Below are 348 nucleotides of genomic sequence, written 5' to 3'. Positions count from 1 at the left end.
GGCAGCGATCGGTATGAGCGCCAGTGCGCTGCGCTATTGCCCGCGCGAAGACCGCAACGTCGAGCTGCGCGAGCGCATCCTGGCGTTGGCGCATCGCCATCGCCGCTACGGCGTGGGAATGATCTATCTCAAACTGCGACAGGAAGGGCGCATCGTGAACTACACGCGTGTGGAGCGGCTGTACCGCGAGCAGCAGCTGCAGGTCCGCCGCCGCAAACGCAAAAAGGTGTCGGTGGGCGAGCGTCAACCGCCGCTGCGGCCAGCGCAGGCCAACCAGGTGTGGTCGATGGACGTCGTATTCGACCGCACTGCCGAAGGCCGCGTCATCAAGTGCCTGGTGATCGTGGA

Annotated in this window: 1 protein-coding gene; it reads left to right on the top strand. The window is 65.2% G+C overall.

The genetic code is table 11. From position 1 onward, the window contains the following. The coding region (locus XpopCFBP1817_RS21300; protein WP_146090215.1) for an IS3 family transposase at window positions 1–348 on the top strand (348 nt) is incomplete at both ends.

This window comes from Xanthomonas populi, assembly GCF_002940065.1.
In the GTDB taxonomy this organism is placed as follows: domain Bacteria; phylum Pseudomonadota; class Gammaproteobacteria; order Xanthomonadales; family Xanthomonadaceae; genus Xanthomonas; species Xanthomonas populi.
Note: the sequence above shows the minus strand (reverse complement) of the source record. Positions and strands in the feature narration are given on the sequence as shown.